The sequence below is a fragment of the Streptomyces sp. NBC_00726 genome, from assembly GCF_045161735.1.
GTDB lineage: Bacteria > Actinomycetota > Actinomycetes > Streptomycetales > Streptomycetaceae > Streptomyces.
On record NZ_CP108983.1, the window covers coordinates 2,646,967 to 2,668,186 of the forward strand.

The following is a 21,220-nucleotide window of genomic DNA, read 5'->3' on the forward strand; positions in this document are numbered from 1 at the left end:
AATCGGGGAACTCAAAGAGCGTCGTCACAAAATCTACCCGGAGGGCATCGTTTTGCTCGCCTTCGGCTACGTGGAGGGGCGGCTTCCCGATGGCCCGGTCCCGTTCGAGTAGACGAGAATCGCGGTTATCGTCTCGGCCAAGAATATGAATCAGGCCCTCTAAATGGCCTGGCAGAGGCTGGAACAATGCCTTTCGACCGACGTCCTATACACCCTCCTCCCGGGGGAAGGATGGACTGATCCGCATGAGCATCCCATTATCCCCTGAAGCACAAGAACGAATCCAGATGTGGTCCGCAGCAGCAGGGCAGAGTCCTGGAGAATTCCTGAGCGATGCGACCTCAGAGGCCCTGGCACGTAGCCCACCCACAGGAAAGCCCATCATCGCACGAATGCGTACTTCGCTCACTTCTTCGTTCCGCTCAGGAATGAGACCAGTCCTTCAACGGGCAGACGTCCCAGGAGAATCGGCGCAGCCGGGCCCGGGCTACGTGGTCGCTGGTGTCACGGTACGAGGGGTTGAGGTGGCGGCCGAGCACGACGACGGCCACGCAGCGTGCGCCCGCGGCCTTCAGTGCGGCGACCGCGGACTGGACGTTGGTTGCCGGTGGTCCAGGTGTCTTCGATGAGGAGGACGTTGTCGCCCCACAGCCCGGTGGATTCGTAGCGGGTGGCTGAGGCGGCACGGCCGAGATCGGCGGCCTGCGGGGTCGGGGTGAGGAGGTACTGGTAGCGGTCCCGGGTCACGCCGACCATGCTTGCGGCCATCGTGCGCAGGGGGTGGTCGGTCCGGCCGCTGGTGCTGGGCACCGTAGTAACGGTGTCGAGGCGGGGGACGGCGGAGTGCGCGGCGATGCACGGTTCGTGGTCGGCGAGGAATCGCCACAGGACCGCGGCCAGGCCCATGAGAAGTACTGGCGCTGCGGTCCGTGGGTGTTCTTGTAGCGCCACAGCTCATTCGCGTACTGCTCGCTCTTGAGTGCCAGGCTGATGGGGACCACGGTGTCGGCGGTCCTCTCACCAAGGACGTCTCCGGCCTGGTGGCACGGGAAGCAGGTGGGGTAGCCGGGATTCGTCACCGGGCCGCGGCAGATCCGGCAGATGCCAGGTCCTGGCAGCAGTGGGTGGACGAGGAAGTTGGCGTAGCGGGCGGACAGCCCGACGACGGATGTCACCCGCCCCGCTCCCAGCTAAGCCCAGGTGAGCTCGCCCGTGGCGGGGACGAGGGAGTCGAGTTCGGCGAAGACGTCGTCGGGGCCGTCGATGACGGTGGTGTTGGGGCGCGTGGAGTACTCCCGCGCCCACTCATGGACCATGAGCGAGCGCATCAGGAAGACCCGACGGCCGTGTTCGAGGGCGAGGCGGGCCTGCATGCGGGCGCCGCTTCGGTAAGCGGCCTCGACCACGACGGTGGCCAGGCTGTAGCCGCTCATTACGGCGTTGCGCATGGGGAACGACGTCTTGGAGGGTGCCGCATCCGGCCAGAACTGGGAGATCAGCAAGCCGCGTTCGGCGATCTTCTGCTGGAGGCGGGCGTTCTGCTCGGGGTAGGACCGGCGCAGCCCCGTGCCGATGACGGCGACCGTGCGGCCGCCTACGGCCAGGGCCGTGTCGTGCGCGGCGGTGTCGATTCCGGCGGCCAGGCCACTCACGACGGTGACACCGCGCTCGGCAAGGCCACCGGCGATGGCCCGGGCATGCGCGACGCCTTCCGGGGTCGGCTGGCGGGTGCCAACGACGGCGACGCGCAGATCGTCCTCGGCTGGGGTGCCGCGCAGGAACAGGAGGGGCGGGCGCTGGTGGACGAGCCGCAGATACAGGGGGTAGTCGTCATCGAGGATGGTGACCAGCCGCATCCCTTCGCGCTCCCACACGGCGATCTCGGCGGCGATCGCCTCCAGGTCCGCTGGTGGCGCGGTGTCGAAGAGGGCTCCCTGCCCGGATGTATCGAGGGCGTCCTCGAGGACGGTTCGGGCGCTGCCCACCGCTTCGACCTGGTCTGTCAGCTCGGGCCACGCACGAGACGCTGGCTACTCGCCCCGCTGCGCCAGTGGCGCACCCTTCGCCTCATACGCCGGCACGGCCCCTCCCTCGACTATGCCACGGCCTGGGCCCTCGTCACCCTGTCCCGCAGTCCCGATGAATTCGCGTTCGTGCGACAGGCCACACACGAGGCAGGTCCGCTCGGGGATGTGGGACTTCACTACGACGACGGGAACAGCCTCACCGCCCGCGAGCACGCCCGCAGACAGCGATGGCTCGAGCGACACGGCAGCACCCCGATACAGCAACTGAATCTTGATGAACTGCAGATGGTGAACGTCGGACTACGGGTGGTCGACTGGGGCCCCGAGGTGGCCACACGACTGCGGCAGGCCGCCCGCACTCGGCAGCCGGAGGACGCAGACGAGTTCGACTAATGGGCCGCGCTGCACTCGGTGGGCGCCTCCGCCTGTGACTGGGCCCCGTCACGCCGAGGGCCTCGGCGTGACGCTGATGTCAGGATCCGGTCCATGTCCACCCAGCGGACGAGGGGAGGCTCGGTGAAACGGCCGCCAGTCGACCCCACCCACGACGGCGAGCGCCGCCACGGCCGGGGCCCAAGCGGATGCGGCAGATAATCACGTTACGACAGATCGACTCGAATACGCCATCGATAGGGGTCATTCTCGCCAATCTTGTTGCTGGCGATCATGCCGGCTCTCAGACGGTGCTTGAGTCAGCTGCGATCAACGAGCCAACGATAGATCACCTCTACGCCCAAGTGGCCGACTAGCAATGGGGGGCGAGGCACGAATGGATACACCTATATCGGGCGGCGTGAAGTGCTGCCCGGATAACCCCAGATCTCCGCACTTTGTTTCTCACGAGAACATCCGTTGAGTTGACCGTTGGAGGATTCTTCCGCTTCGCCACGGAACTGTCTGGCGTGATATCGAGCTCGAAGACGCTTGTTGCGCTGCCGTTCATCGTTAGTTGGTCGGCTGTCGGCTGCGCGCTCTGCTTCTATTCGGGTATGAGGCCAAGGAGGGGGCGTGCGTGATGACGTGGATGAGGTGGCACCCCGGATCAGGCTCATGAACGGTGCCCTCGATCAGTTGCGAGACCGGCGCAGACGCCGTCTTTTGCGGCATGAGACCGAGCGACTGGTGGCCTCCATGCCGATCCCCCGGCCCTTCGATCTCGATCGGTTTGTTGCGAATATCGAGCAGGCTCGCGGTCGACGTATTGTCCTGAAGCCGATGCCTGTCCGCCTCGCCAACCTCACTGGCTTCTGCGGCCTCTGGATCAAACACGACGTCCGGCCGCTCGACCTGATCCTTCATCTCAAGGGTGGCTCGCCGTCGCACGAGCGGCAGATCAAAGTGCACGAGCTCGTCCACCTCTGGGCGGAGGACTCCACGGGCGTCGTCGGCACCGACGAGGTCTTGCGAGACCTCTCACCGGCGCGAGTCGAGCAACTGGTAGCTGCAAGCCAAGCCGCCGGACGGCGCCGCTACGACACCGCCATCGAGCAGCGCACCGAGGACGCGGCCACCCTCATCAGCCAGCTGGCCACCGGCTCCGACCTCATCAAGGACTCCGTAGCCCGACGCCTCGCCGAAGACTTCGCCCACCCGTTCAGTCACGATACCGCCCTGTAAGGAAGCCATGACTGTGACCGACGCGTTCGCTTACGCGATCGCAGGCCTTCTGATCATCCAGGCCGTCCTGAGGGCCAAGTCCGTATTGAACGGGCTCCGTCGCAAGCGCTCGCTGTGGGGTGCTTTTGCCGCGCTTGCGGTGAGCTGGTTGTGCCGGACATCGACCGTCAACGATCTTCTGGACGCGACAGGCATTCTCGATCTCGGCTTCCTGGTCAAGCACGTCACGGCGATCGTCGGAATTTGCGTGCTGCTCCGCTACGTCACTGCGGTCTATGCGGACGCGGACGCCGACGTGCGACGCAGCGCGCGCATATCCGCCGTCGTCCACCGGATCGCTGCGCGTGCCTCGGTCGGCACCATCGCCGTGATGGCGGCCACCTTCTTCTTCCTGCTGGACCCGCCGGACACCAGCACCCTGTTCTTCCTGGAGCGCCACGAGGGAGACCTGGGCCTGCCGATCTACATGGGCCTGTTCTACCTCTACATGGGTGCGGCCGCCGCGGTCTGTGCTATCCAGTGGGGCGGCGCAGCCCGCGCGACTCCGGTTCGGTCGGTCCGTATCGGGATGCTCCTCATGTCTTGTGCGATGCTCCTGGCCGTGCTGTACGTGCTGATGCGCACCACTTTCGTGGTGACGATCACCGTGACACCAGTCTCCGACAGCACCAGCCGGACCCAGGAGGCACTCACCGACTCCCTGCTCTACCTGTTTTCGCTGCTCTGGGGTATCGGCGCCGTAGCGCCCGTCAGCCGAGCGGCCTCCGAGCGGTACCGGGCGGTCCGCAGTCTTCTCTCACTGCACTGGCTCTGGAGGGAGTTGGCGATGGCCGCACCTGACGTCGTCCGCTACAGGCCCAGCCGGCTCTTCGTGCGTCTGCCGTTCGTCGGCCAGGCCCTCGATACTTTCCGCGACGTGTTCGCGAGCCCTGACGCGTCCTTGCTCGTGCGCCTCAATCGCTACACGGTCGACATCCGCGACGTGATCTTCGAACTGCGGCGACGAGCCCCAGCAGACCTTGTCGAGCGGGCCCGCGACCATGCGCAGAGTATGCCGGATGACCTCCACGGCGCCGAGATCCGGGCCGAGGCACTGTGGATCCGCTCTGCTCTGCTGTGCGAAGGATCTGCGGTTCCCGACAAGCAGGCTTCTCTGGCACCGTACCCTTTCGACCCAGGTACCGACCCGCGGCACGAAGTGCCGCACTTGCTGGCTGTGGCCGCAGCGTGCAGCCGCGTCCTCAAGTACGAAGCCCGCGCCCTGCTGGCAGGGATCACTGCCAACTACGCCTGATCTTCAGGGACAGGGAGCCACTGATGAACGTCAGCCCCGCTCGACCGACCATGTCGGCTGCGGCCGTCCTGGCCAATGGCGATGGCGAGTACCTCATCGTCAAGCCCGGATACAAAGAAGGCTGGAATCTGCCAGGGGGCGGAGTCGACGAGGGCGAGACGCCCAGACAGGCATGCCGACGTGAGCTCAAGGAGGAACTGGGCATCGATCAGATCCCCGGGCGCCTTCTGCTGTCCGCCTACGTGCACGCTGCGGACGGTGGGCACATCTACTGGGTGTTCGACGGCGGAACGCTCACCACTGAGCAGCAGCACGCGATCGTGCTGCAGGAAAGCGAGCTCACAGCCTTCCGCTTCAGCGCACCTGGTGAGATCTCCCCGGACGAGATCCCGCCGTCACGCAGGCCCCTGTGGGATGCGGCGCTCGGCGCGCTCACGGACGACAGTACCGTCCACCTGGAGGTCGTGGGCTAGGAGAGGATACCGACGGTGTGGGTATCTGCTACGTCGGCGCGTCGTCCGCATCGGAGCCGAGGATCTCCGCCATGGTGTCGTTGATGAAGTCCCGGAGTTGGTCCTGCACCTCCTGCGGAATCTTCTGCTCTCCGCCACGCGCGGCCATGACCGTGAACTGGCTGCGCACGGCGCGCGTTGAGACGACCAGGCGGCCGATCTCCGGATCGCTGCTGCGGAAGAACACCAGAGGGACGTCGAAAGCCAGAGCCAGGGCCTCGAGAACGTCGTCCGGGGCGGTGGGCAGTCTACCCACGCGCAAGTCCCTTACCAGGTCTTCCGTCAGGAGAGACCGGCCACTCTTACGGTTGCCGGACGAGGCAAGGTCCGCGTCTGAGGGCACAGCCCCGTCGTAGACCTCCGCCTGCAAGTACTTGATCTTCCCTGCGATTGTGCTGACGACCTGTGGTGACGACGTCGTCTTCTCCGGCCTTACGGCTGGGACGTCGTGACCGAAGGATCGCCTCTGCGCGGCCAGCAGTTCCGCGCGGGTGACGTTGTAGGCGGCTGCCAGCGCCGTCACCGCCTCATCGGACAGTGCTCGCCTTCCCTGCTCGGCCGCGCGGATCGGCATCGGCGACGCGGTGTTGGTGTAGCGCGTGGTGTCCGACTGCCTCATGCCGGCGTCGCAGCGCAGATCGGCGAGGTTGGGTGGCCCCGGCCGCGGAAAGAGCTCGTCGAGTTCGGCCTCGACCATCGCGGCGATCGCCGGCAGGCGTTCCTGCGGCGGCGTGGCCAATTGGTTCTCCCAGCGATAAACGGCGTTTGTCTTCACGTTCAATCCTGCGGCCAGGTCGGCCTGCGACAGACGCTTGGCCAGGCGGCGATCGCGCAGCTTGCTGCCGTCGAAGACGCGGTCGGGCATACAGGTTCTCCATGGGGCTCACGTAGGCACTCTGACCACTTGATCGGATCACCAGAAGGAGATAGCTTCACCTTCTGGTGATTGGAGGCGGGCGACCTGTGGCTCAACTACCCAATTCGATCACTGTAGAACGATCCGCTTCTCGCTGGAAGCAGATCGTCCTAGGCCGCAGCGGGCCAAGGTCGCGTGCCGGGAGGGACCGGACAGACGCCGTGCCGAAGGGGATGTCGACTGCACCGGCGCCGCCACCCATGCACATCCATCCACGCAAAGGTATCGCCGGCACGGGTCGCCTCAGCCACGGCCAGGACTGCATCAGGGCTCCACACATGTCGGTACAGCTCAGTCAACGGGGGTGTCGCATTGGAGAACGAAGGGCCGGACACGAGATCGGTCCTCATCTCAGTGAGAGCCACGGACTGCTCTCAGCGGCCGTACGGTGACCTGGTACGCCCAAGCCATCGGTCAGGCCCGCAGATAGGTGAGGACGGCCAGCACCCTGCGGTGGGTCTCATCCGTCGGAGGCAGGTCCAGCTTGGTGAGGATGCTGCTGATGTGCTTGCCGATCGCGGCCTCGGAAACCACCAGTTCCTTTGCGATGGCGCCGTTGGACTTGCCCTCCGCGATGAGCGCCAGCACCTCTCGCTCGCGCGGAGTGAGCCGCTCCAGCGGATCGCGGCGGCGGCGCAGCAACTGGCGCACCACCTCGGGGTCGACCACCGTCCCGCCGTCCGCGACCTCGTGCAGTGCGTCGACGAACTCCTCGACCTGGCCGACACGGTCCTTCAGCAGGTAGCCGACCCCCGAGCCGTCACCGGAGTCCAAGAGCTCGGAGGCGTAAGTCCGCTGCACGTACTGACTGAGGACCAGGACCGGCAGAGTGGGCCGCTTCTCACGCAGCCGCACCGCCGCATGCAGCCCTTCGTCCTGGAAACCGGGCGGCATGCGTACATCCGTCACCACGATGTCGGGGGCGCGCTCCTCGACCGCAGCGAACAGCGCCTCCGCGTCCCCCACTGCCGCCACCACCTCGTTTCCACAGCGGCTGAGCAGACCGATGAGCCCCTCCCGCAGCAGCACGCTGTCCTCGGCCAGCACTACACGGAGCGGTCGGCCGCTTTGGTCAACTCGCAAGGAAACTCCACAAGTAACAGGGTCGGTCCACCCGGCGGACTGGACAGGGCAAGTCTGCCATCGAGAACCCCTACCCGGTCCGCTAGGCCGGTGAGTCCGCTGCCCACCGAAGGGTCCGCGCCGCCTCGGCCGTCGTCACGCACCTGGAGGAACAGGCGGCCGTCGCGATGACCGCCGCTCACCTGCGCGCGGTCGGCCCCGCTGTGCTTGGCAACGTTGGCGAGTGCCTCGCAGACCACGAAGTACGCCGCGGACTCGACCCCCTGGGGCAGCCGACCCGGCAGTTGGAGGTCGATGTCGACGGGGACCACGGAGCGGTCCGCCGCGTCGGCAATGGCAGCCTCCAGGCCGTAATCCGCGAGGATCTTGGGATGGATGCCGTGGATGAGCTCGCGCAGCTCCGCGAGCGCCTTGCCCGCTTCCTCGTGGGCCTTGGTGAGTTGGTCGGCGAGCGGGCCGGCCGGTGCGTCCAGCCGGGCCAGACCGAGGGTCATTGTCAGGGCCACCAGCCGCTGTTGCGCACCGTCGTGCAGATCGCGCTCGATGCGGCGCCGCTCCGCCTCGAAGGCGTCGACCAAACGCATGCGGGAGCGGGCCAGTTCGACCACCTTGGCGTCGAGCTCACCCTCGCGGGAGGCGATCAGCAGCCGCGTCAGCTCGGCGCGGGCGCCCGCCGCGATGGCGAGCACATAGCAGCACAAGCCCATGAGGAGCACACCGAGCACGGCAACACCGAATGCGGTCGGCCATGTGGTGATCGTCCACTGTTTGAGCACCTTCGTCTCGTGGCCGTCGCCGACCGTGGCCATCATCAACGGGGCGGCGACCATGGACAGCGGGAAGAGCAGGGCGACTGTGACCACCAGGGCGTCGACCGGCCACAGCAGCCCGGCGAACAGCAGCGCGTGTCCGAGTTCCCGCCAGGTCGCCTGCTCGCGCAGCCGTGTGGTCAGCCAGGCCCACAAGCCCGGTGCGGCCGGCTCCTGACGTTGGCCGGCTGCCGGATCGCAGTCGATCAGGCGCAGTCTGTGCCGCTCCACCCAGGCCACCGGGATCCCGCTGAGGGCGACCACGACGAGCAGGGGCAGCCCCACCAGGACGATGGCGAGCGCCCCGCAGACAGCCGCCACCGACACGATCGCCACCAGGACGGTGGCGCCGGTCACCGCGCCGGTGAGCAGATACGCGACGGAGCGCCAAGGCCAGGCGGACAGCAGGAAGCCCGACCGGGACATGGCCTGCCACACATTCCGAGGGTGCATGGGAACCACCGTAGGCGGGGGAACCTGGCCGGTGCCATCGGTCCAGGACGCGAATCGGAGGTAGGGCCAGCCCTACCCCCGGACCGGAGCCGGAAGCTACGGGGTGGGGGTTGCAGGGGCCCGCCACAGGCTGACGCCTAGAAGAAACCGCAGCTCAGCTGCCTTGTGGCGCAAGCAATGGTCGCAAGAGACGTTCCGGTGTTCTGGTGTTCTCATCCGGCTGTGGCCGCTTCAGCTCGGCTGCCGTCAAACAACGTGGGGGGAGTTTAGGTGGAATTCCGGCTTCTTGGTCCGGTCGACGCGAGAGACGGGGCGCGTCGCATCACGCTGTCGGGCTCGAAGATGCACACGGTTCTGGCCGTGCTGCTGCTCGCCCGTGGCCGAGTAGTGAGTGACGGGAGGTTAAGCGAACTGCTGTGGGGGTGGGACCCGCCAGCCACGTGGAACGCTCAGATCTACACCTACGTATCGAGGCTGCGGAAACTCCTCGGACCCGAGGTCGACCTGGTCCGCCGCCAGCCCGGCTATCAGCTGATCGCTGACGGGGCGCGAGTCGACGTCGTCGAGTTCGAGCGGCTGGAGCGGCTCGGGCGACAGGCGATGGAGGAGCAGCGGTTCGCGCAGGCCGCCGAAACGCTTCGGCGAGCACTCGACCTGTGGCAGGGACCGGCGCTGGCCAATGTCACGCCGCACCTCGCGGAGGCGGAGTTGCCGCAGCTGGAGGAGGCCCGAACAAGCGCCCTGGAGCACCGGATCGAGGCGGACCTCGCGCTCGGCAGGCACGGGATGCTCACCTCCGAACTCACCAGGCTCGTCGGCGAGTTCCCGGTCCGGGAGCGACTGCGTGCGCAGCTGATGGCCGCGCTGTACCGGTGCGGGCGGCAGGCCGAGGCGCTGCGTGCCTATCACGAGGGGCGCGAGGTGCTCGCCGAGGAACTGGGCGTGGACCCCGGGCCTGATCTCGCTGCCGCCTATCAGTCCTTGCTGAGCGGAGAACTGGACACCCTCCCGCAGCCCGCGCCGAGCCTGACGTCTGCTGTGCCGACGGTGAGTGCGCCGCCTGTCATGATTCCGCCGGCGCCGTTGGACTTCACCGGTCGGGAGCGGGAGTTCGACGTATTGTGCAGGCGGTTGACGCCGACGGAGGCGAGCGGGCGTGCCGCGTTTCAGCCACGCCGACTGCTGATCAGCGGGATGCCGGGGGTCGGCAAGACCGCGCTCGCCGTACGGGTCGCTCACGCCGTGGCCGACCAGTTCCCGGACGGCTTGCTGTATGCCCGGCTGCGTGCGGACGACGGCACCGCCGTGGACTGCGGCGAGGTCCTGGTCACGCTGCTGCGGGTGCTCGGCGAGAACTCCGCGAACGTGCTGGACCCGAACGGCGAGCCCGCCCGGACGGAGGAGCTGGCCCACAGGTACCGGACCCGGACGGCGGGCCGTAAGCTGCTGATCCTGTTGGACGACGCGGCGAACGAGTTACAGCTGGACCCGTTGCTGCCGGGCACGACCGAATCCGCCGTCCTGGTGACAAGCCGCAACCGGCTCTCCACGGTGCCTGGTTCGTGGACCGTGGCGCTGAACCCCATGAAGACCGGTGAGTCGCTGGACCTGCTCTCCGTGATCGCCGGGGACGACCGGATCTCCGCGGAGCCCGAGGCGGCCCACGCCGTCGTCGAGGCATGCGGAAAGCTGCCGCTCGCACTGCGGGCCGCCGCCGCCCGGCTCGCCGCCCGGCCACACTGGCCGATGACACGGCTCGCGCGTCGCCTGACTGATCCGGCCTCCCTCATCGAGGAGTTACGAGTGGGCACGCTCGACGTAAGGCAGATACTGTCCGAAGCCTTACGACAACGTCCGCTTTCTGAGCGCGAGTTGATTTACCGCCTCGCCGCGTGCGCTGGTGGCGAGTTCACTGCGATGGCGGCTGCCGTGCTGCTCAGGCTGCCCGAGAACGCGGCCGAGGAGTTCCTGGAACGGCTGGTCGAGGCGTCGCTTCTGGAGGCATGTGGCATCGACGCTACGGGCGCGCCTTGTTACTGCTTCCACCCCTTGCTCCGTCTCACCGCGGCGAGCCTGGAGGACTTCCCTGCGGAGGGCGAGTGGCTGCGGGCGGGCTGAGTTGTGCCGCCTCCCACCGGGGGCGGCACCGGTGGCTGCGGCCGGGGTGAGCCGAGCCCGACGCCGGGGGGTAGGTTTGGCACTACCCCAAGTCTCACCCCTGCCACAGTGCGTCGCGAGGGTTCCCCGCGGTTTCGTGGAGGCAACACGGAGACGAGGGAGGCGGCGCCCCATGACGGCATGGCTGGCTGAGCAGATGCTGGTGTATGGCAGCTTCGGCATCCTCGCCGCAGTGCTGCTGCTGCCCGCTCTGGAGGCGGCACTCCCGGTCGTCGGCGCGTTGCTGCCCGGTCAGACCGCAGTGGTGCTGAGCGGGATGCTTGCCTGGCACGGGCACGTCACGGTCGAGGCGGCACTGTTGACCGCGCTCGTCGGCGCGGTGCTGGGCAACCTGGCCGGGTACGCCATCGGAAGCCGCTGGAAGGAGCGGCTGATGGCCCGGATGACGAGCCGCTCCCGTCACCGCCTGTTCACCGAGCGCGCCCTGGGGCTGATCGAGCGTCGGGGCGGTGGCGCGGTGTTCGTGGGCCGTTTCACCGCCGTTCTGCGCACCCTCGTACCGACCCTGTGCGGGGCGACCAGGATGCCGCTGCGCCGCTATCTGCTCTGGTCCGTGCTCAGCAGCGCGGTCTGGTCACCTGCCTTCGTCCTGATCGGTTACGTCATGGGCCCGGCCGGGCCCGGGTGACCGGTCACCCGGGCCCGGGCTCAGGGTCCGCGTACACCTGTCATCCGCCACCGCGGCACGGGTGCCCGGGCCGCCCCGATAACGGCCACTACCTGCGCCGTTCCCCGAAGTTTCCGTCCCGCCCAGGTGCGCGGGAGGACCGACACCGACACGAGTTGGAACACATGAGTAACGACGCGATCCGATTGCGCTCCGTAACCCGACAGTACGGCTCGGGTGGCACGTCCGTCACCGCCCTCGACCAGGTATCCCTCGCCTTCCCGAGGGGGACCTTCACCGCCGTGATGGGCCCCTCCGGGTCCGGCAAGTCGACCCTGCTGCAGTGCGCCGCGGGCCTGGACCGGCCGACGTCGGGCTCGGTCACCGTGAGCGACACGGAGCTGACCAGCCTGAGCGAGACCAAGCTGACCCTGCTGCGCCGCGAGCGCATCGGCTTCGTGTTCCAGGCGTTCAATCTGCTGCCTTCACTGACCGCCGAACAGAACGTGGCCCTGCCACTGCGGCTGGCCGGCCGCCGCCCGAAGAACGTCCAGGTGCGCGAGGTGCTCGAACAGGTCGGACTCGGCGACCGGGCTCGGCACCGGCCGACGGAGATGTCCGGCGGGCAGCAGCAGCGGGTCGCCCTGGCCCGCGCCCTGATCACCCGCCCCGAAGTGCTGTTCGGCGACGAGCCGACCGGCGCGCTCGACTCGCAGACCGGCCGCGAGGTGCTGACCCTGCTGCGCGGCATGGTCGACCGGGACGGCCAGACAATCATCATGGTCACCCATGACCCTGTTGCCGCCTCCTACTCCGACCGCGTCGTCTTTCTCGTCGACGGCCGTGTCAACGGTGAGCTGATCGGCGCCTCCGCCGAGGACATCGCGGCGCGCATGACCAAGCTCGAGGCGGCGCCGTGCTGAGCACCACGCTGCGCACCCTGCGCACCCGCTGGGTCACCTTCGTCGGCAGTTTCGTCGCCCTCTCTCTGGGCGTGGCACTGATCGCCATCATGGGGCTGGCTCTAGCGTCCTCGCTGGACGCACCCGCCCGGGGGCCGGAGCGGTTCGCCGCCGCCCCAGTCGTCGTCAAGGGCCAGGACACCCTCGAGGTGCCCACCTCGGTCGGCGACCGCACCCAGAAGCTCGCGCAGCCGCGTGCCGTGCCCGACGACGCGGTCGCGAAGCTGCGGGATCTCGGGACCGTGATCGAGGACCGGTCGTTCGCCGTGCGGGCGAAGGGCGGCCCCGCCGATCTGGTGGGCCACCCCTGGTCTACGGCGGCCTTCGCGCCGTACGACCTAGACGCGGGACGCGCGCCCGAGACCTCGGACGAGGTCGTCGTCAGCGGTGACTGGGCCCCTCCGGGCACCCGGATGCGGACTGACCACGGCACGGTGCGCGTCGTCGGCACCGTGGCCGGGCTCGGCTTCGAGAACGCCGTGTTCTACACCGACGCCCGTGCCGCCGAACTGTCGCCGCGCAGTCTCCAGCTCGTGGTCGACGCCGATGCGGCGGCCGTGCGCGAGGGGGTGCGCGGCAGTGAAGGCGTCCAGGTCCTCACCGGGGACGCGCGCCGGTACGCCGACGCCGACCCCGACCGGGACAGCGAGGCCCTCACCGCGATGAACGCCATGTTCGGCACGGCCGGCGGCGTCACCGGGTTCGTCTCGGTGTTCGTGGTGGCCTCGACTTTCGCGTTCGCGGTGGCCCAGCGGCGCCGCGAGTTCGGGCTGCTGCGCACCGCCGGGGCGACCCCGGGCCAGATCCGCCGCATGGTCGTCTCCGAGGCGCTCGCGGTCGGTGTGCTTGCCTCGGCCGCCGGCTGTGTGCTCGGTTCCTACGGGGCTCCCGTGCTCGCCGAGTGGGCGGTCGACGAGAGCCTCGCGCCCCGCTGGTTCACCATCGGCGATTACACCTGGCCCTACCACATGGCGTTCTGGACGGGCCTGTTCGTGGCCCTGTGCGGCGTGCTGGCCGCGTCCTGGCGGGCGGGGCGCACCGGTCCCACCGAGGCGCTGCGCGAGGCGTCCGTGGACACCCGACCGATGACATGGGGCCGCTGGCTGTTCGGTGCGGCCCTGCTGATCACCGCCGCGGTGACGCTGGCTCTTGCCCTGGTGACGAACCCGGGCGATCTGCTGCAGCGCAAGACCTATGTGAGCCGGCCCATGCTGCTGATCACCGCGGTCGCGCTGCTCGCGCCGGTGCTGGTGCGGCCACTGGCCCGACTGATCGCCTGGCTGCCGGCCCAACTGCCTGGCGCCGTCGGGATGCTGGTGCGGGAGAACGCCGCCGCCGGGGTGCGCCGCACCGCCGCCGTCGCGGCGCCCGTGCTGGTCACGGTCGCGCTCGCGGGCTCGCTGCTGGGCGCCACCGCCACCCTCAACGAGGCGAAGGCCACCGAGGTGCGCGAGCAGACGGCCGCCGACTTCGTGGTCACTCCGGCGGGCGACACCGGCTTCGATGAGGCGACGCTGAAGCGGCTTCAGGCCGTGTCCGGCGCCGAGGTCTCCGCGAGCTCGTCGAGCGCCGTGTACGTCCTGGAGGACGACGTGGCGCTCATCAGATCCGATGCCAGGGCCGTCGAGCCGGAACCGCTCGCGGCAACAGCCCGTCTCCCGCTCGCCGCGGGGAAGGTGAGTGATCTGGACGACGGCTCGATCATCGTCAACGAGGAGTGGGAGAAGCATTCCGTGGGCGAGCGGGTGGACGTGTGGCTCGGCGACGGCACGAGGAAGTCCCTGATGATCGCCGCGGTCATGACCATCGGCACCGGCAACAACGGTGCCTATGTCACCCCGCGCAACGCCCCCGCGGCGCCCGTCGACCGGGTCGACGTACGCCTCGCGGACGGTGCCGACGCGGCCACCGTGGCCGCTGGTCTGCGTCAGGCGGTGCGGGCGTCGGGCGGGGAGGTGCTCACCGGGGACGCCTGGGTGCGGGCGACGTACCCCGAGACCAACCGGACGACCCGGATGGGCTTCTTCCTGGTCCTCGGGATCGCCCTCCTCTACACCGGCATCTCGCTGGCCAACACGATGGTCATGGCGACCTCCGACCGGGTCCGCGAGCTGGCTGTGCTGCGGCTGGCCGGCGCCACCAAATGGCAGGTGCTGCGGCTGGTGGGCGCCGAGGCGCTGATGGTGGTCATGGTCGGCGGACTGCTGGGAGCGCTGGCCGGGGGCCTCAACCTGGTGGGCATGTGGAGCGCGCTGGGCCTGCTCTCGGTGTGGACGTCCATCGAGATCCCGTGGGCGACGCTCGCGGCGGCCCTGGGTACCTGCACGGTGCTCGCTGTGATCTCGGCGGTCGTTCCGGCCGGCCTCTCCCTGCGCCGCAGGGCGGTGGAGTTGGCAGGCACACGGGAGTGACCTGCTGCGCCGGCGCCGTGCGGGTTATTCTCCCCCGTTCCGTCCGGCGCCGCCTCCGCGTCGCGCGACACCTTCCTGGCCACGGCGCGGACGACCGATGGTGGGGACACCCTGGGAGGCGTCCCCACCATCGGTCTTGCCCGGGTGAGGGGACGCGAGCGCTCTTTGCGGGCAGTGGGGTGGCGGGGGTCCGGTGTGGCCACCCAGGGTGCGTCGGGGCCGGTTGCTTCGTTGGGCTGCAGTCGGAGCTGAGGTTCCGCCATCGTCACCGACGTCTCCCGGGGCCGGTGACCGGTGCGTGGCGAGCATGTTGTCGACGATGAGGACGTTGTCGCGCTGCCAGCTGCGGTGGTGGAGCCGCCGATCGCCTGATCCGGTCCGCTCCGGTCTTGCAGAGGCTACAGACCAGCAGCACGACCCCGGCTTGGATGCCGCTCCGTGCCCATTGCTCTTGACAGGGACTCGGGTGCGCTCTGATACACGGCAATGTGCAGATGATGTCCGTGTGCGAGAGGACGGTCACGACCGTCCGCAGACACCGCGGGCCCGGCACTCCGCTGAGTGCCGGGCCCGCCTCGTATGTCAGTGGCCGGGTGTGAGGGCCGCAGTGCGGCTGTCACCCGTCCCATGGTTCGGCCATGGCGACAGCTACCTTGCGGGGGCCGGTGAACGGTTCGCGGCCGTGCGCTGCCAGCATGTTGTCGACGACGAGCACGTCGTCGCGCTGCCAGTCGAAGCGGGTGAGTGCGGCCCGGTAAGCAGCCCGCAGATGGTCCATGACCTCGTCGGGGATGCGGCCACCGTCGCCGTAGTACGTGTTGGTGGGCAGGTCCTCCTCGGCGTAGATCTCCCGCAGGCCCTCCTGCACCTCCGGGGCGAGCGTCGTCACGTGGAAGAACGTCGCATGGTTGAACCAGACGCGGCTGCCGCTCGCGGGGTGAGTGTGCACGGCCCGGCGTACGACGGTCGTACGCAGTCCGCCGTCCGGCCGCCAGTAGGGTTCGATGCCCTTGCCGCGGCAGTACTCCTCGACGGCGGCCGGGTCCTGCGTTCCGAACGCCTCCTGCCACGGCACGCCGAACTCGGCGTGGAAGTTGCGGACGACCTGCCAGCCCCTGCGCTCGAACTCTTCTCGGACCCCGGGGTCGATGCGCCGATAGACCTCGCGGATGTCGGCGAGCGGGGTGGCGCCGAGTGTGTGGGCGGGCTCGATGCAGTAGAAGTACAGGGTGTTCGGCCAAGTCGCCTGATACGAGTTCTCGTTGTGCAGGAAGATCTCCTCATTGGCCGGGTAGTCCGTCGACGTGTACACCTGTCCCTTGATGGTGGAGCGCGGCGAGGAACGCTCGGCGTAGCGCAGCGGGGCGCTGCCGGAGAAGGCGCGCACCACGCCTTCGAACCCGTCGACGCCTCCGACCTGGAAGCCGCGCAGCAGGATCGCCCCGGTCTCGCCGAGGACCGCCCGCAGCTTCTCGCGGTGAGCGGCGATGTACTCGTGCACCGGGGTGCCCGGCTCTGCGGTGAATTCGATCGCGGTCATGCGACCAGCACTCCTGTCTCCATGCTGGGAACCAGCTCCTCGTACCGATGGATCTCGAGGGGACCGGCGGGGCCGGCCTCCCGGGCCAGCGCCGCGAAGAGCCCGTCGGCCACCGGCAGGTCCTGCACCAGCCACGTCTCGGGGCTGTTCGGGTCGGTGCGGCCGACCAGCACAGGGCCGTCCTGGCAGGGCTGTACGTCGACTGCTCTCAGGTCCGTGATGATGCCGATGCCGATCGCCTTCACCACCGCTTCCTTCCGGGTCCAGCAGCGGAGGAAGGCGCGGGTGCGCGCGCGCTCATCGGGCCGGGAACGGACGTGTGCCAGCTCCGGGGCGCTCATGACGAGCCCGGACACGCCGTCGACGTCCAGGCTGCGGTCGCCTTCCAGGTCGACGCCGACTTGATGGCCGGCGACCACGGCGAGCAGCCAGTGCGGTCCGCAGCGCGAGAGGTTGAACTCGAGGTCGGTGGGCGGCCACTCGATCCGGGGCCGACCGTGCCGCGGGTGGGCACAGCGCGGGCATGGACGTCTGCCGAGGACCACCTCGCCCGGCGGCACGGCGAGGTAGTGGGAGAGCACCCGGCGCAGCGCCGCGTGCGCGGCCGTGTAGCGCACCGCGGCCGGGTCCGGCAGACGGCGGACCTTTTGCCGTTCTTCCTCCGACAGCAGGTCGGTGTCGCCCGGCGCGAGCGCGTCGGGGGCCCGGCCCTGCCAGATGTGGACCGCGTTGCGGTCCCTGAGCCGTTCGTATGCGGTGGTCATCGCCTCAGTCCGTTCATCGGTGGGTCGGGCGGGGGCGGAGCGGGACGGTCAGTCCGACATCGCGACCAGGACCCGGCGCTCGCCGGTGAAGGGGCGGCGGCCATGGGCCAGCAGGACGTTGTCGATCACCAGCAGGTCCCCGGTGCGCCAGTCGACGTCGACTGCGTGCTCCAGGCCGCGGTCGCGGATCTGCTCGACGTACGCGGCCGGGATGGGGCTGCCGTCGGCGAAGGTGACGTTCTGCGGCAGGTCGTCCTCGGGCATGATCTGCACCAGGGCGGCCGCGGTGTCGTCGCCGAGGCCGGCCGGGTGCCACTGGTCGGACTGGTTGAACCACACCTCCGTGTCAGTGACCGGATGGCGGGTGGTGGCCGGGCGCACCGAGGAGACGCGCAGCCCGCCGTCGGCCCGCCACTCCCAAGTGGCGCCGGTCGGGTCGAGGAACGCCTCCACGTCCACGCGGCTGGTCGTCTCGAAGGTGTCCTGCCAGCTCTTGCCCAGGCCGTAGCCGTCGTGCAGGTTCTGCACATAGCGCACGCCGCCCGCGAAAGCCTCGCGCACCTCGGCGTCCAGGGAGTTCAGCCACAGTGCCGCGTCCACCACCGGGGTGGCGCCGCCGCTGCCCGGCTGGATCTGGCAGTAGAAAGCGAGACGGGACGGCCAGGCGTGGGCGTAGCTCATCTCGTTGTGCATCGAGATGGTGAACTCCTGCGGGTACTCGGTGGAGGTGTAGACGTTGCTGCCGACCTTGGTGCGCGGCGAGTTGCCGTGCACATAGGCGAGTCGGTTGGGCAGCAGCAGGTCCAGCACCTCATCCAGGTGGTCGGGGGTTACCCCGAAGCCGCGGAAGACCAGGCCCTTCTCCTCCGTCAGCAGCCGGGTCAGCTCCTGCGGCCCCATGTCCTTGAGACGGGCGACGATTTCACCGGCGTCACCGCCGAACTCGGCCTCGATCTCCAGCGGGGTCCAGATGTCGGTCTGTGTCATCGGTTCATGCCTCCAGATCCTTGGTGATGTCGGCGACCAGCTCCGCCTCACGGGGGGCGAGGTAGAAGTGGTCGCCCGGGTAGGTACGCAGGGCGAAGTCATCGGCCCGGGTCAGCTCGGACCAGGCCAGTACGGAGTCGGGGTCGCAGCCGGGGTCCTGGAGCCCGAGACACGCGGTGATCGGGGCCTGCGTCGGCACGGGTGGTGACGCGGGGCGGTAGTTCTCGACAAGCCGGTAGTCGGCGCGCAGCGCGGGCAGCAGCAGTTCGCGCAGCTCGGGGATGTCGTACGCCTCGGAGCCCAGCGAGCCCAGCCGGCGTACCCCGGCGAGCAGTTCGTCGTCGCCGCGCAGGTACAGGCCGGTGCGGCGGATCCGGTGGGGCGCCGAGCGGGCCGAGACGATCAGCCGACGCGGCACGACCCCGTGCCGGGACTCCAGCCGCAGGGTGGTCTCGTAGGCGACGGTCGAGCCCATGCTGTGCCCGAACAGGGCGAGCGGGCGGTCGAGGCGGGGCAGCAGTGCGGCGGTGACGGCGTCGGCGAGCTCGGCCATGTCCTCGGCAAACGGCTCGGACAGACGCTCCTGACGGCCGGGGTAGCGGACTGCGAGCAGTTCCACGTCCTTGGGCAGCCGTGCCGCCCAGCCGTGGAAGAGCTGAGCGGTTCCGCCCGCGTGCGGGAAGCACACCAGCCGAATCCGGGGCGGCCGCCCGGACGCGGCCGGGTAGGTCCTGAGCCACGGGTCCTCCCACCCGAGCCGGTCAGCCGCGCGTGGCGCTGCCGGTGCCCGTGTCGGTCCCGTCATCCGTGACCTCTCCCTTCAAATCCGGTGCCAGGACGGCGAACAGGGCCAGTACGGCCATGGCGGCGGCGATCGTGTGGATGGTGGTCTCGGCGCCCCAGGCCGCGAGAAGCATGCCTGCCGCGAACGAGCCGAGTGCGTTGGTCCCGGAACCGATGAGTCCCGCCGTGGCGGCGACCCGGCCCTGGAGCGCATCGGGGGTGGTGCGGACCTGGTAGACGGACGCGCCGACGTTGAACACCGCGCCGACGAACCCGGTGCCGGCGTACAGCGCGCCCAGCAGCACCGGTTCGCTGGTGAAGCCCATGGCGCCGATCAGGAGCGTCCAGGACACGGCCCCGCCGATGAGCAGCGTGCGCTGGCGCATCCGACGCTGGATCCGGCCGCCCCCGAGCGCTCCGCACAGGCCGCCGACGCCGCCGATGCCCACCACGACGGCGAGCGTCGCCGAGGGCAGCCCTGCCTCCTTGATCCGCAGGATCAGGGCGAGCGCCAGCATCTGGAACAGCACGTTGGTGCCGGCGACGTACCCGAGGGCGGCGCGCAGGAACCGCTGCCGCCACACCCAGCGTATCCCCTCCGCGACCTCCGTCGTCATACGGCGCCGACCGGTGCGGTCGGCGCTTTCCTGCTGGAAGACCTTGTGGATCAGCAGTAGGGAGAGGGCCGAGACCAGATAACCGAACACGCCGAAGGCGAACGGCAGCCAGCGGGCCGCCGCCTGCAGCAGCACACCGCCGGGCTGGCCGAGCAGCCCGGCCGCCCGGCCGCGCGCCTCGTTCTGCGCGAGAGCGGTGGGCAGGTGCGCCGGATGCACGAGGTTGCGTACGGCTCCCCGTTCGGCGAGCCGGTAGAACACCGCGAGGGACGCCTCGACGAAGGCCGAGGCCGCCAGGTGCGCCACCGTAATCCGGCCCGCCGCGAGGGCGAGCGCGACGCTGCCGACCGTGGCGAGCCGGCCCGCCTCGCACACCAGCATCAGCCGCCGCCGGTCCCAGCGGTCCACCATCGCGCCGGCCGGCAACTGCACCAGCAGCAGCGGCAGCAGGGCCGCCGTGGACACCACGGACATGGCCAGCGGGGAGCCGGTGTGCCACAGCACGATCAGCGGGTAGGCGACCGCCGTGACCCGGGCGGCCAGAAAGGACAGGCTCGCCCCCGACCACAGCAGCAGGAAGTCCCGGTTGCGGCGCAGTGGACAGTCCGGTCCCGCCTCCTCGGCCGTCGTGGCGCCGGCGGCGGGTCCGCCGCCGGTCTCGGCGTCCTCCACGGGTGTCATGCCCGGCACCACTCCAGGACCGCCATCGCACTGTGCATCTTGTTCTCGGCCTGCGCGAAGGCGATGCTCGCGGGGCTGTCGAGGACCTCGGCAGTGACCTCGTCACCCCGATGCGCGGGCAGGTCGTGCATGAACACGGCCTTGGGGCTGGTCTCCCACAGCGCCTCGGTCACCTGGAACGGGGCGAAGACCGCGCGCCAGTCCGGGTCGGGTTTGCTGGTGCCGGTGGTCTGCCAGCGCGTGGTGTAGACGACGTCTAGGTCGGCGGGCAGCGCGTCCATGTGGTGGCACTCGCGGAACACCGCACCGTACCGTGCGGCCTGCTCGGCCGCGCGCTCGCGGTAGGACGGGGCCAGGCCGTAGCCGGGCGGAGTGCGCAGTTCGAACTCGACGCCGGGAAAGCGGGTCAGGGCGAGGGATAGCGCGGAGGCGGTGTTGTTGCCCTCGCCCACGTAGAACACACGCAAGCCCTCGACCCGGCCGAAGTGCCGGCGCATCGTGGTCAGGTCGGTCAGTGCCTGGGTGGGGTGCTCGTCGGCGCTCATCGCATTGATCACGGCCATCCGGTCCTGGGCGGCCCAAGCCCGCATCTCCGCGGGGTCGCCCGCGGTGCGGGCGACGAGGACATCGAGCATGCGGGACAACACCCGCCCGGTGTCCTCGCTTGTCTCACCGGTGTTGAGCTGAAGGTCGCCCGGGCCGTACGCGATGATCTGCGCGCCCAGACGCAGTGCGCCACTGGAGAAGGCGGTGCGGGTACGGGTGGAGGTCTTGCTGAAGTAGACGCCCATGACATCCCCGACGAGCGGAGTCGACCGGCCGGCGGTGCCGGCCGAGAACTCCGCCCCCCGGGCGACCAGAGCCTGCAGATCCACGTCGTCAAGGTCGTCGATGGATATCAGGTGCCGTACGGGTGCCACGGATTGCTCCTCTTTCCTTCAGGGGTGCGGGCCGGCCGATGGGTGGCGGGCGGGGCTGT

At 69.3% G+C, this 21,220-nt stretch carries 18 protein-coding genes; 7 read left to right on the forward strand and 11 right to left on the reverse strand.

The window, feature by feature from the left end; genetic code table 11:
• Positions 1-504: 504 nt before the first annotated feature.
• Both OG338_RS11740 and dprA read right to left on the reverse strand, forming a co-directional pair.
• Complete coding sequence (locus OG338_RS11740; RefSeq protein WP_405937275.1) at positions 505-906, reverse strand: hypothetical protein; 402 nt, start codon at positions 904-906, stop codon at positions 505-507.
• Between the two features lie 284 nt (positions 907-1,190).
• The gene (gene dprA, locus OG338_RS11745) at positions 1,191-1,985 is read right to left on the reverse strand and encodes a DNA-processing protein DprA (RefSeq protein WP_405937276.1); all 795 of its coding nucleotides are present in this window, start codon (positions 1,983-1,985) and stop codon (positions 1,191-1,193) included.
• Between the two features lie 1,050 nt (positions 1,986-3,035).
• Here dprA and OG338_RS11750 point away from each other — a divergent pair.
• Genes OG338_RS11750 through OG338_RS11760 form a run of 3 tightly spaced genes read left to right on the forward strand, consistent with a single transcriptional unit; the run spans position 3,036 to position 5,411 of the window.
• The gene (locus OG338_RS11750; protein WP_405937277.1) at positions 3,036-3,644 is read left to right on the forward strand and encodes a hypothetical protein; all 609 of its coding nucleotides are present in this window, start codon (positions 3,036-3,038) and stop codon (positions 3,642-3,644) included.
• A gap of 7 nt (positions 3,645-3,651) precedes the next feature.
• Entirely contained in the window at positions 3,652-4,938 is a 1,287-nt protein-coding gene (locus OG338_RS11755; protein WP_405937278.1) for an MAB_1171c family putative transporter, read from the forward strand.
• A gap of 23 nt (positions 4,939-4,961) precedes the next feature.
• A complete protein-coding gene (locus tag OG338_RS11760; RefSeq protein WP_405937279.1) occupies positions 4,962-5,411 on the forward strand; it encodes an NUDIX domain-containing protein in 450 nt (149 codons plus the stop codon).
• A gap of 28 nt (positions 5,412-5,439) precedes the next feature.
• On the opposite strand, the gene OG338_RS11765 is transcribed toward OG338_RS11760, so the two are convergent.
• From OG338_RS11765 to OG338_RS11775, 3 genes are all read right to left on the reverse strand, one after another.
• Positions 5,440-6,315 (reverse strand): helix-turn-helix domain-containing protein, encoded by an 876-nt coding sequence (locus OG338_RS11765; protein ID WP_405937280.1) that lies wholly within the window; start codon positions 6,313-6,315, stop codon positions 5,440-5,442.
• 465 nt (positions 6,316-6,780) lie between these two features.
• Positions 6,781-7,413: a response regulator gene (locus OG338_RS11770; RefSeq protein ID WP_405937281.1), complete on the reverse strand. Its 633-nt coding sequence runs from the start codon at positions 7,411-7,413 to the stop codon at positions 6,781-6,783.
• On the reverse strand, positions 7,413-8,684 hold the full coding sequence (locus OG338_RS11775; protein ID WP_405940392.1) for a sensor histidine kinase: 1,272 nt from the start codon (positions 8,682-8,684) through the stop codon (positions 7,413-7,415). Before OG338_RS11775 ends, OG338_RS11770 begins: the two co-directional genes overlap by 1 nt.
• Positions 8,685-8,981: 297 nt before the next feature.
• On the opposite strand from OG338_RS11775, the gene OG338_RS11780 reads away from it, so the two are divergent.
• The 4 genes from OG338_RS11780 to OG338_RS11795 all read left to right on the forward strand — a co-directional run bounded on the left by OG338_RS11780 (position 8,982) and on the right by OG338_RS11795 (position 14,869).
• The gene (locus OG338_RS11780) at positions 8,982-10,829 is read left to right on the forward strand and encodes a BTAD domain-containing putative transcriptional regulator (protein WP_405937282.1); all 1,848 of its coding nucleotides are present in this window, start codon (positions 8,982-8,984) and stop codon (positions 10,827-10,829) included.
• A gap of 172 nt (positions 10,830-11,001) precedes the next feature.
• On the forward strand, positions 11,002-11,517 hold the full coding sequence (locus OG338_RS11785) for a DedA family protein (protein WP_405937283.1): 516 nt from the start codon (positions 11,002-11,004) through the stop codon (positions 11,515-11,517).
• A gap of 164 nt (positions 11,518-11,681) precedes the next feature.
• A complete protein-coding gene (locus OG338_RS11790; RefSeq protein ID WP_405937284.1) occupies positions 11,682-12,419 on the forward strand; it encodes an ABC transporter ATP-binding protein in 738 nt (245 codons plus the stop codon).
• A complete protein-coding gene (locus OG338_RS11795) occupies positions 12,413-14,869 on the forward strand; it encodes an ABC transporter permease (protein ID WP_405937285.1) in 2,457 nt (818 codons plus the stop codon). The genes OG338_RS11790 and OG338_RS11795 overlap by 7 nt, the downstream gene beginning before the upstream one ends.
• A 616-nt stretch (positions 14,870-15,485) precedes the next feature.
• Here the strand turns inward: OG338_RS11795 and OG338_RS11800 are convergent.
• From OG338_RS11800 to OG338_RS11825, 6 genes are read right to left on the reverse strand one after another with little or no spacing between them, the layout of a single operon-like run.
• Positions 15,486-16,409: a TauD/TfdA family dioxygenase gene (locus OG338_RS11800; protein ID WP_405937286.1), complete on the reverse strand. Its 924-nt coding sequence runs from the start codon at positions 16,407-16,409 to the stop codon at positions 15,486-15,488.
• A complete protein-coding gene (locus OG338_RS11805; protein ID WP_405937287.1) occupies positions 16,406-17,173 on the reverse strand; it encodes a 4'-phosphopantetheinyl transferase family protein in 768 nt (255 codons plus the stop codon). Before OG338_RS11805 ends, OG338_RS11800 begins: the two co-directional genes overlap by 4 nt.
• Positions 17,174-17,221: 48 nt before the next feature.
• Positions 17,222-18,160, reverse strand: coding sequence for a TauD/TfdA family dioxygenase (locus OG338_RS11810; RefSeq protein ID WP_405937288.1), 939 nt, complete (start codon positions 18,158-18,160; stop codon positions 17,222-17,224).
• 4 nt (positions 18,161-18,164) lie between these two features.
• Entirely contained in the window at positions 18,165-18,965 is an 801-nt protein-coding gene (locus OG338_RS11815) for a thioesterase II family protein (protein WP_405937289.1), read from the reverse strand.
• Positions 18,922-20,241: an MFS transporter gene (locus OG338_RS11820; protein ID WP_405937290.1), complete on the reverse strand. Its 1,320-nt coding sequence runs from the start codon at positions 20,239-20,241 to the stop codon at positions 18,922-18,924. Before OG338_RS11820 ends, OG338_RS11815 begins: the two co-directional genes overlap by 44 nt.
• Positions 20,238-21,161 (reverse strand): ornithine carbamoyltransferase, encoded by a 924-nt coding sequence (locus tag OG338_RS11825; protein ID WP_405937291.1) that lies wholly within the window; start codon positions 21,159-21,161, stop codon positions 20,238-20,240. The genes OG338_RS11820 and OG338_RS11825 overlap by 4 nt, the downstream gene beginning before the upstream one ends.
• Between the last annotated feature and the right edge of the window lie 59 nt (positions 21,162-21,220).

What these genes read in the sequence shown, in the direction of transcription:
- OG338_RS11815 (WP_405937289.1), bottom strand. Translation starts at nt 18,965, where the DNA reads ATGACGGGACCGACACGGGCACCGGCAGCGCCACGCGCGGCTGACCGG.
- OG338_RS11820 (WP_405937290.1), bottom strand. Translation starts at nt 20,241, where the DNA reads ATGACACCCGTGGAGGACGCCGAGACCGGCGGCGGACCCGCCGCCGGC.
- OG338_RS11760 (WP_405937279.1), top strand. Translation starts at nt 4,962, where the DNA reads ATGAACGTCAGCCCCGCTCGACCGACCATGTCGGCTGCGGCCGTCCTG.
- OG338_RS11755 (WP_405937278.1), top strand. Translation starts at nt 3,652, where the DNA reads ATGACTGTGACCGACGCGTTCGCTTACGCGATCGCAGGCCTTCTGATC.
- OG338_RS11810 (WP_405937288.1), bottom strand. Translation starts at nt 18,160, where the DNA reads ATGACACAGACCGACATCTGGACCCCGCTGGAGATCGAGGCCGAGTTC.
- OG338_RS11790 (WP_405937284.1), top strand. Translation starts at nt 11,682, where the DNA reads ATGAGTAACGACGCGATCCGATTGCGCTCCGTAACCCGACAGTACGGC.
- OG338_RS11765 (WP_405937280.1), bottom strand. Translation starts at nt 6,315, where the DNA reads ATGCCCGACCGCGTCTTCGACGGCAGCAAGCTGCGCGATCGCCGCCTG.
- OG338_RS11800 (WP_405937286.1), bottom strand. Translation starts at nt 16,409, where the DNA reads ATGACCGCGATCGAATTCACCGCAGAGCCGGGCACCCCGGTGCACGAG.
- OG338_RS11785 (WP_405937283.1), top strand. Translation starts at nt 11,002, where the DNA reads ATGACGGCATGGCTGGCTGAGCAGATGCTGGTGTATGGCAGCTTCGGC.
- OG338_RS11775 (WP_405940392.1), bottom strand. Translation starts at nt 8,684, where the DNA reads ATGTCCCGGTCGGGCTTCCTGCTGTCCGCCTGGCCTTGGCGCTCCGTC.
- OG338_RS11805 (WP_405937287.1), bottom strand. Translation starts at nt 17,173, where the DNA reads ATGACCACCGCATACGAACGGCTCAGGGACCGCAACGCGGTCCACATC.
- OG338_RS11740 (WP_405937275.1), bottom strand. Translation starts at nt 906, where the DNA reads ATGGGCCTGGCCGCGGTCCTGTGGCGATTCCTCGCCGACCACGAACCG.